Source organism: Pseudoalteromonas sp. ESRF-bin5 (genome assembly GCF_002632075.1).
GTDB classification, from domain to species: Bacteria; Pseudomonadota; Gammaproteobacteria; order Enterobacterales; family Alteromonadaceae; genus Pseudoalteromonas; species Pseudoalteromonas marina.
The window spans coordinates 1-8500 of record NZ_NTLW01000179.1; the positions used below are offsets into that span (position 1 = coordinate 1).

Sequence of the window (8500 nt, forward strand, 5' to 3'; positions counted from 1 at the left end):
TGTCCTCTTTTTGAGGTTACAAATGGGTCGAATATTCTGTGTTTAATTTTTTTATCTACGCCTTGGCCGTTATCGCTGTAAATAATAGTGAGTTTTTTTCCTGTTAACTCTACATCAAATTGTATTTCATTATTTTCATTACCAACGAACCCGTGTAGTAGTGAGTTTGTTATTAGTTGTATAAGTACTTGTTGTAATGGTTCTGACTTGCTTTCTACGGTTAAATCGGTTGCACAATTTATGTTTATAACCGGTTTTTTCTCTTCAAGCTCTGAGCTTATTGATGTCAAAACATCTGTTATTAACTTATGAATATTAATGTAGGTAGTTACGTCATCATCTTGAATAACCGCTACCTTTTTAAAGGTTGAAATTAAGTCGGCTGCACGGTTTAAGTTACGGTAAATCAAATCTAGGTTTTCAATACCGTCGTCAATAAAGCGTTTTAATTGATTTGAAGTCAGTTTTTTATCATCAAAGCTAATTTGTAAATCGGCTAACTTATCGCGCAGCAAAGTAGAGCTTGTAATACCAAGGCCTATTGGGGTGTTAACTTCATGTGCAACACCGGCAACCATTTGACCAAGTGATGCCATTTTTTCATTTTCAACAATCTGCGTTTGATACTGATGCATACGCTCAAGGGTTGATAATAACTCTTGATTTGCCTCTCGAAGGGCTATGGTTCGTTGGTTTACTTTTTCTTCTAGCCCTTGGTTAAGCTGTTTAATTTCTTCTTTGTCTTTTTCATGGCGAGTCAATTGTTTTTGGGTGCGTGTAAGCATGATGTTTAAACTGTTAGAAAGCGCTGATATTTCTTTTACGTCGGTTACTGGTGCGCGTACATCGTAGTTATGATTCTTTGATACGTCTTGTAATAGCATGCTAAGCCGCTCTATCGGTCGAGCTATTCTTTTTTGAACATTTATTGCGATAAAATACACAACAACAAGTATCAGTAAAGTCAGTAAGATATCTACAACTATTTTTTGTTTTATATAATCGTCTAAGCTCTCAAGACTCCCGCGCATGTATACATGACCAACAAGCTTTTCATTATGAAAAATTGGCTTTATTAGTTCGATATCTTCGTGGGTTATACGTGGTGTTTTTAGTTCTTCAATGCTATCGATTCTGAGGGGGACTGGTGGCGTTTTTTTTGCATTAAAACTTATAAAAAAAACAGGTTTTTGAGATGCTTGCTCAATAGAATATACATGTATGTTTTTAACTAAAGGAGTTTTTTCAAAGTATTTAAGGCGTTTCTCTTCTGTTTCTCTGTCATCTTCAAAAACTGATTTTCCAGCGTCAAAAGCAACTATTTCCGCCAAAATAACGAGCTTACTCACTATTAATTGTTTTTGTTCTTTAACACTTAAATAAGTTGATATAGAAATCGATAATGACAAGCAAATAGCAGTTATAAGCATTATTAGATTTATGAGTGCTTTACGAATACTGCTTTGATGAACTTTTCTAGGCATTATTTGAGTGTCGCCTGAGTCATTGAGTTTTATTATTTTATTAGTCTAGCAAAGAAGAAACACTGTGGTGCAAAAAAATAAAAATAATAGGTAATATTTTATTGCTAAGTTGAGCACGCAGAATGCTCAACTTAAAATATAAAAAATTTAACTACTATAAACGGCAAATTTATTGTTTTTGAAAACAGTTTGATAAGTTTCAAATTGTGTTTCTAAAATTGGCGGATATTTTAAAAAGCTGTTTGCCACAATGGTCAGTTTTCCGTTTTTAGTTAAATGTTGTTTTGCGTTAGCTAAAAACGTTTCAGCAACGCTGTAGTCTGTTGCAATTCCTGTGTGAAACGGCGGGTTGCTCACTATTAAATCAAACTTACCACTAATATTTTTAAGGCCATCACTGAGAATTGCTTCACCAGTTACCCCGTTTAACTTTAAAGTTTGAGTTGTTGCGTAGGTTGCAAGTGCGCTTACGTCACTACATACAAATTCAAGAGCTGTATTTTTTAAACCCAGAAAGGTCGCAATTAAGCCAGCACCGCAACCAAAGTCGAGTACTTTACCTTGTTTGGTTGAAGGGGCATTTTCGAGTAGCATTTTGGTACCAGCGTCTAAACAGCCATGGTTAAACACGCCAGGTACGCTGATAGCTGAAAATGATGTATCGGCAATACTAACGGTAAATGTTTTATGGTAATGGCTAATATCAAATTGCGCATTAAGCTCAATTTGAGAAAATGAGTAAAGTACGCAGTGTTTAGCCGAATCAATCTTATTACTATATTGAGCTTTGCCTGCTAATTGTTTTTCAATCGATTTAACACCACTCTTATTTTCGCCAACCACTAATAACTCGGCATCGCTTGTTATTACCGCGCGTATGTTATCAAGCGCCATTAGCAATTCTGGTTTTGACTTAGGGTAATAAAGAATAACTAAGTCATAATCGCTACCGGTAATGGTGTGGTTAACGCTCACATCAACGCCATGAGTGTTTTTAGCAAATTCACCATTAGCATGGTTATAGCTAAACGCTGTAATTTTGCTATTTGGATTCAGCGTTTTAAGCTCAGCTAAAAAGCCATCTTGAACAAAGTTGACCACCAATATAGATTTACCCGTTAATGCCTCGCTATTTCGAAGTAACAGTAAACTTGGGTTGGTTAATACGCTCATAAATGGCTTTGCCTTACTATGTGTTAAATTAATATAAAAGTGTAATTACTTGGTGCGCTCAAACATTAAGTCCCAAACGCCGTGACCTAATCGGTGGCCGCGTTGCTCAAACTTAGTAAGAGGGCGTAAATCAGGGCGAGGCACGTAATCGTTAGTCTCTGATTGGTTTTTATAACCCGGAGCCGCTTGCATTACTTCTAGCATATGTTCTGCGTAGTTCTCCCAATCAGTAGCCATATGAAAAACACCGCCTATTTTTAATTTTGAGCGAAGCTTTTCAGCAAATTCAGTTTGTACAATACGGCGTTTATGGTGGCGCTTTTTGTGCCATGGATCTGGGAAGAATAATTGCAATGTAGTTAGGCTCTCATCGCTTAAGCAATCAGCAAGCACTTCTACAGCATCGTGTTCAAACACACGTAAATTAGTTACGCCCGCTTCGTCGGCATCCATTAAACATGCACCAACGCCTGGGCGGTGTACTTCAATACCAATAAAGTTTAGGTGTGGAGCATTTTTAGCCATTTCGACAAGCGACTTGCCCATACCAAAGCCTATTTCTAGGACTACATCATTGTTGTTGCCGAATACTTGGCTTAAATCAAGCATGCCGTTTTTATGCTCTAAGCCCATTGTTGGCCAGCATTTTTCGATTGCAGCGGCTTGGCCTTTGGTTAATCGACCTTCGCGTTTTACAAAACTGCGAATGGTGCGGATGTATTTACCTTCTTGCTTAGCTTGCTCTAGGTTGGTATTGCTTGATTCACTCATATCTAATTGGCCTGACAAAACAATGTGTTTAAAAATGGTTGCATATTATCCCTGACGATGGCCTCAATCACAAGTATTAGCTGGTTTTACAGCCTCTATAGCTTGATCTTTTTACTCACTGCAATAGACTGACCCGCCATTGAGCATGAGTAAAAGTATAATATGTTGGACTTAAATAAAGAGCAGTCTCACTGGTTTTCAAAACAAGTAGTTGATTGGTATCACCTTCATGGCAGAAAAACACTGCCGTGGCAATTGGGTAAAACACCTTATAAAGTGTGGGTTTCTGAGGTTATGCTCCAGCAAACTCAAGTTGTTACTGTGATCCCATACTTTGAAAAATTTATGAAAAGCTTTCCTGATATTATCGCTTTGGCGAATGCCGAAGAAGATCAGGTTCTTCACCACTGGACTGGTTTAGGTTATTACGCCCGCGCGCGAAACCTTCATAAAACAGCAAAGATAGTTCGCGATAAATACAACGGGCTGTTTCCTCAAACGCTTGAGGAAGTTATGGATTTGCCCGGTATTGGGCGCTCTACAGCAGGGGCTGTATTGTCATTATCGCTTGGTCAGCATCACCCTATTTTAGATGGTAATGTAAAGCGAGTATTGGCACGCTATTTTATGGTGGAGGGCTGGTATGGGGTAAAAAAAGTAGAAAACCAGCTTTGGCATTTATCGTCGCAATTAACACCTAAAAATAATGTGACTGAATTCAACCAAGCTATGATGGATTTAGGTGCAAGCTTATGTTCACGGAGCCGCTTTGATTGTGAGCCGTGCCCGTTAAACAGTCGCTGCGGTGCGTTTAATGCTAGTAAGGTTAAAGAATTTCCTCATTCGAAGCCAAAAAAAGCAGTGCCTAAAAAAAGCTGTCATCAGCTAATTATAAAATGTGACGATAAGGTCCTTATGGAAAAACGCCCTAGCTCTGGTATTTGGGGGGGATTGTTTGGTTTTTTTGAGTTTGCTGAGCGTAAACAGCTAAATGACTTTTTAGTTCAACATGGCTTTAAATCAGAACTTGAGCCATTGGTACCATTCACCCATGTATTTTCTCACTTTGAGCTGACTATTAACCCACATATATTAAATCTTAAACAAATCCCGGATGTGATTAACGAACGCCAGCTAGTTTGGTACCCGCTAGATCAATCAGTAGAAGTGGGTTTGGCTGCACCAACTAAAAAGTTGGTTAAACAAATTGCACCAATAGGTTAAACTGTTTGCATTTAACGCTTAAGAGAAATTAATTATGGCACGTACTGTATTTTGTCAAAAGTTACAAAAAGAAGCCGAAGGCCTTGGTTTTCAACTTTACCCGGGTGAGCTTGGTGAAAAGATCTTTAATAACATCTCTAAAGAAGCTTTTGCTCAATGGCAACATAAACAAACTATGCTAATTAACGAAAAGCATTTAAATATGATGGACCCAGAGCATCGTACATTTTTAGAAGAGCAAATGGTTGGCTTTCTGTTTGAAGGTAAAGACGTAGAAATTGAAGGCTATAGACCGCCAGAAAAATAAATAACTTATTAAAAAAGGGGCTAAAAGCCCCTTTTTTATTGCTAATTATTTAGCTATTAACTGCTAAAACTCTTCGTTTTGTTCCTCAGCCTTTCTAACTTGCTCTTTTAAAAACTGAGCCGCTTTAGAATATTCAATTTCTAACTGGTCGCGTAAATCAATTAATTCATCAGTTGTTAGTTCGTCCGCTTTGCATTTATCTTCAAATGCACCGGCAAGCTTACCAACTGTTTCTGCCCCAATGGTTTTAGAAATAGATCTGAGTTGATGGCAACCCTCAATTATTTCTGCTAGGTCGTTAACCATAACGCCTGAATTTATTGATTTAATTAAACTTTGACTTTGCTCTAAATACATTTTGAAAAAGCGAAGTTGTTTTGCTTTATCGCCATTTACGTATTTGGCGACTGCATCCATATCTATTGGCAATGCAGTGTTTTGTTGAGGAGCTAGCGCTTGCTTAGGAGCTTGCTTGTCGCTCCAGCGTTTTAAAGTATCTTCAAGCGCATTGAGTTCTATAGGCTTTGTAATAAAGTCATTAATACCTACTGCTAAACAGCGTTCTTTTTCACCTTTGAGAGCGTTAGCGGTAACTGCAACTATATAAGGTTGTGCGTCTATAGCTTCTAGTAATTCAGCTTCGTTACGAATTTTTTCAACCATGTCGTATCCCGACATTTTTGGCATGTGTAGATCGGTTAAAATAAGTGAGAAATTGTTCTTTCTCCACATATCTAGGCCTTCTTCGCCATTGTTGGCAACCTCTACGCCATACCCTAATATATGCAATTGGTCGGTTAAAACTTGCTGGTTTAGAAGGTTGTCTTCAACAAGCAAAATTAATTTATTTGATTCTCGAGCTTGCTCAATATTTAAATAGTTATTTAGCGATTTTGCTTTTTTAATTTGCTTTGGTTGATGTAAGCCTGCGGCAACCAAAATAGAAAGCATAAAGTTTGACTTACAAAGTGGAGACGCATTTATGTAAAATATGTTTTTATGATTAATGGCCGCTTCATCTAGTTTGCTTAATACGACTACTTGCTGATTGTAATCCTCAAGTGAGTACAATAACCGCCTCAATAAAGAGTTAATATCATCAATATTATCTATGCCGTCAGCAACCCAAATAGCACCCTCTGTGTTTTGGTGTTGTTCAATTTCTTTTTCTGTGTGCGCGTAAATAACTTTTGCACCCATAAACGATAAATAACGGTACATTATTTTTTCGCGTTGAAGGTTGTTACTTACAACAATAATTGGTTTGCCGTCTAAGGCATTTTTATGAGCATATTTTATTTTACCAGAGGTGCTAAAAGGCAGCTCAACGGTAAATTCACTGCCAATACCTGCATGGCTATTTACATGAATAGTACCTAACATTAACTCTGTTAGACTCTTACAAATAGAAAGCCCTAACCCTGTGCCACCAAACTCTCTGGTTATTGAACTCTCAGCCTGAACAAATGGGCTAAATATGTCTCTTAGCTGAGCTTGTGTCATCCCTTTGCCGTTATCGGTTACGCAAAAGCGCAAGGTAAAGTGGTCGGCGGTGTTATGCGCAACCTCAACCGAAATTCTCACATGGCCTTGGGTTTTTTCATCGGTGCTTGTGAATTTAATTGCATTGCTGCATAAATTATAAAGTACTTGGCGCACACGTACGCTGTCACCGACTAGATTTACTGGAATATCTGGCGCAATTGATAGTTCTAAATCAAGTTCTCGTTTTTTAGCGACCGACGATAAAACGCGAGTTACTTCTTCTAGGGTATCGCTCACTGAAAAAGGGATTGGGTCTATGTTAAGCTTACCAGCTTCAATTTTAGAAAAATCTAAAATATCATCCAAAATACTCAGTAGTGAGAATGCTGATTCGCGAATAATAGTACTTAAGCGATGCTGAGCACCATCAAGGTCTGTTTGACGAAGCAAATCGATAGTACCAATAACACCATTCATAGGCGTTCTGATTTCGTGGCTCATAGTAGCCAAAAAGGTAGTTTTAGTTTCGCTAGCTCTTTGAGCTTTTAAGGTTTCTCGCTCGAGTGCAATAGTGCGGTTTTGCACCTCTGACTCTAAACCATTTTGTAGTTTTTTCAGTTCTTTTTGTACCGACTCGTTATCGCTAAGGGCTGTTTGCACTTGCTTAAGTAGTACATTTATACTTTGTGCTACAGAGCCTAAACCAATATCTAGCTGTTCATTAACATTACTATTGTAGTTACCTTGCTCTGTAATAGCCTGAAGTTCTTGCGAGAGTGAGTCAGTGCTTTTACGTAAACGGCCATTAATGTATACGTTAAAAAGTAACGCGAAGATAAATAAAGAAATAACAGTTGCGATTGCAACACCATATGCAATTACCTGAGAGTCTTGCATGCTTAATGGTGGTGAAGCTAACTCTTGTTTTATAATTAGCTCACCAATTGGCTGATCGTTAAGCAAGAGAATATGATGCAATACACCTGTGCTCTCATTATATTGTGCAATTTTGATGGACTCAGGTGCGGTCTCGCTATTGCTATAAACGAGTTGTGTATCAGAAGTCGCGCTGAAACGATAAAGAGTATATTCAAATTCATCATCTAAAGAGGATGTTAAGTCGAGTAATTGCTTAACCTTGTCTTGGCCATACATTGTTAGCGCGTCGATCATAGGCTGATTTAATGTAGATGCGAGTGTTTTAATATTTACCGATGGCTCAGGTTTAACTGTTTGTGTATCGTTTTTGATGTAGAACGAGTAACCAAATACAGCAAGTGCGGTAATTGCAATATTAAATATAAAAAAAAGTGGTAATAACCCTTTTACCGGCGAAGAGAATTTACTCTGCATTGAATGTTCCCATTGATGTGTTTTTGCTACTTTAGCTATTAGCATAGGTATCTGAACTAATCGTACCATTTACCAAAAATAATTCACTACGGTTTTAGTCTGATTTAGTTATAATATTTCATATATATAGACTGGTTTGTGGTAAAAATGTACGTTATCAATAAAAAATGTACTGAGTTGCTTGAAAACCGTTCAAACAGTCGTAAAGGATAAAAAAAAAGTTGACTTGTAAGGGCAAAACTCGTTTAATACGCCGCACGCCCAGACAGCTGACTTAGTAGATGTTGTTGGGAGTTACATTAAAAATCGGTTAAGATTTTTAATTAGCACTGTTTAAGTGCCTCGATAGCTCAGTTGGTAGAGCAGAGGATTGAAAATCCTCGTGTCCCTGGTTCGATTCCGGGTCGAGGCACCATTTATAAGTTTATCAATCTTTAAAATTGATTAAGTGCCTTAGCACACAGTTTAGTGTGCCGACTTAGCTCAGCTGGTAGAGCAACTGACTTGTAATCAGTAGGTCAACCGTTCGACTCGGTTAGTCGGCACCATTTATTTTAGTTAAGTGTTTTAATAGCATTTAATTAGCACTGTTTAAGTGCCTCGATAGCTCAGTTGGTAGAGCAGAGGATTGAAAATCCTCGTGTCCCTGGTTCGATTCCGGGTCGAGGCACCATTTATAAGTTTATCAATCTTTAAAATTGAT

The 8500-nt window shown here is 37.8% G+C and carries 6 protein-coding genes and 3 tRNA genes; 5 read left to right on the forward strand and 4 right to left on the reverse strand.

What is annotated here, in order from left to right:
- The 3 genes from BCG07_RS10730 to trmB all read right to left on the reverse strand — a co-directional run.
- Positions 1 to 1484 (reverse strand): sensor histidine kinase (locus BCG07_RS10730; RefSeq protein WP_286890084.1); only part of this gene is annotated, 1484 nt, incomplete at its 3' end.
- 147 nt (positions 1485 to 1631) lie between these two features.
- Entirely contained in the window at positions 1632 to 2657 is a 1026-nt protein-coding gene (locus BCG07_RS10735) for a methyltransferase (RefSeq protein WP_010556530.1), read from the reverse strand.
- Between the two features lie 45 nt (positions 2658 to 2702).
- Positions 2703 to 3428 carry a tRNA (guanosine(46)-N7)-methyltransferase TrmB gene (gene trmB, locus BCG07_RS10740; RefSeq protein ID WP_006794328.1) on the reverse strand — a complete coding sequence of 242 codons (726 nt, stop codon included), beginning with the start codon at positions 3426 to 3428 and terminating at the stop codon, positions 2703 to 2705.
- 162 nt (positions 3429 to 3590) lie between these two features.
- Between trmB and mutY the strand changes: the two genes are divergently transcribed.
- Complete coding sequence (gene mutY, locus BCG07_RS10745) at positions 3591 to 4652, forward strand: A/G-specific adenine glycosylase (protein WP_138740268.1); 1062 nt, start codon at positions 3591 to 3593, stop codon at positions 4650 to 4652.
- 34 nt (positions 4653 to 4686) lie between these two features.
- Positions 4687 to 4959 carry an oxidative damage protection protein gene (locus BCG07_RS10750; RefSeq protein WP_006794326.1) on the forward strand — a complete coding sequence of 91 codons (273 nt, stop codon included), beginning with the start codon at positions 4687 to 4689 and terminating at the stop codon, positions 4957 to 4959.
- Between the two features lie 63 nt (positions 4960 to 5022).
- Here the strand turns inward: BCG07_RS10750 and BCG07_RS10755 are convergent, their stop codons facing one another.
- Complete coding sequence (locus tag BCG07_RS10755) at positions 5023 to 7797, reverse strand: ATP-binding protein (RefSeq protein WP_243531585.1); 2775 nt, start codon at positions 7795 to 7797, stop codon at positions 5023 to 5025.
- A 339-nt stretch (positions 7798 to 8136) separates the two neighbouring features.
- Here BCG07_RS10755 and BCG07_RS10760 point away from each other — a divergent pair.
- The 3 genes from BCG07_RS10760 (at position 8137) to BCG07_RS10770 (ending at position 8470) form a co-directional block, all read left to right on the forward strand.
- Positions 8137 to 8212: transfer RNA gene (locus BCG07_RS10760), tRNA-Phe, on the forward strand.
- Positions 8213 to 8269: 57 nt separating this feature from the next.
- Positions 8270 to 8345: transfer RNA gene (locus BCG07_RS10765), tRNA-Thr, on the forward strand.
- 49 nt (positions 8346 to 8394) lie between these two features.
- Positions 8395 to 8470: transfer RNA gene (locus BCG07_RS10770), tRNA-Phe, on the forward strand.
- Positions 8471 to 8500 lie beyond the last annotated feature (30 nt).

Bases quoted from the DNA above. Each gene is read 5' to 3' on its own strand.
- BCG07_RS10735 (WP_010556530.1), bottom strand. From the start codon at position 2,657: ATGAGCGTATTAACCAACCCAAGTTTACTGTTACTTCGAAATAGCGAG.
- trmB (WP_006794328.1), bottom strand. From the start codon at position 3,428: ATGAGTGAATCAAGCAATACCAACCTAGAGCAAGCTAAGCAAGAAGGT.
- mutY (WP_138740268.1), top strand. From the start codon at position 3,591: ATGTTGGACTTAAATAAAGAGCAGTCTCACTGGTTTTCAAAACAAGTA.
- BCG07_RS10750 (WP_006794326.1), top strand. From the start codon at position 4,687: ATGGCACGTACTGTATTTTGTCAAAAGTTACAAAAAGAAGCCGAAGGC.
- BCG07_RS10755 (WP_243531585.1), bottom strand. From the start codon at position 7,797: ATGCAGAGTAAATTCTCTTCGCCGGTAAAAGGGTTATTACCACTTTTT.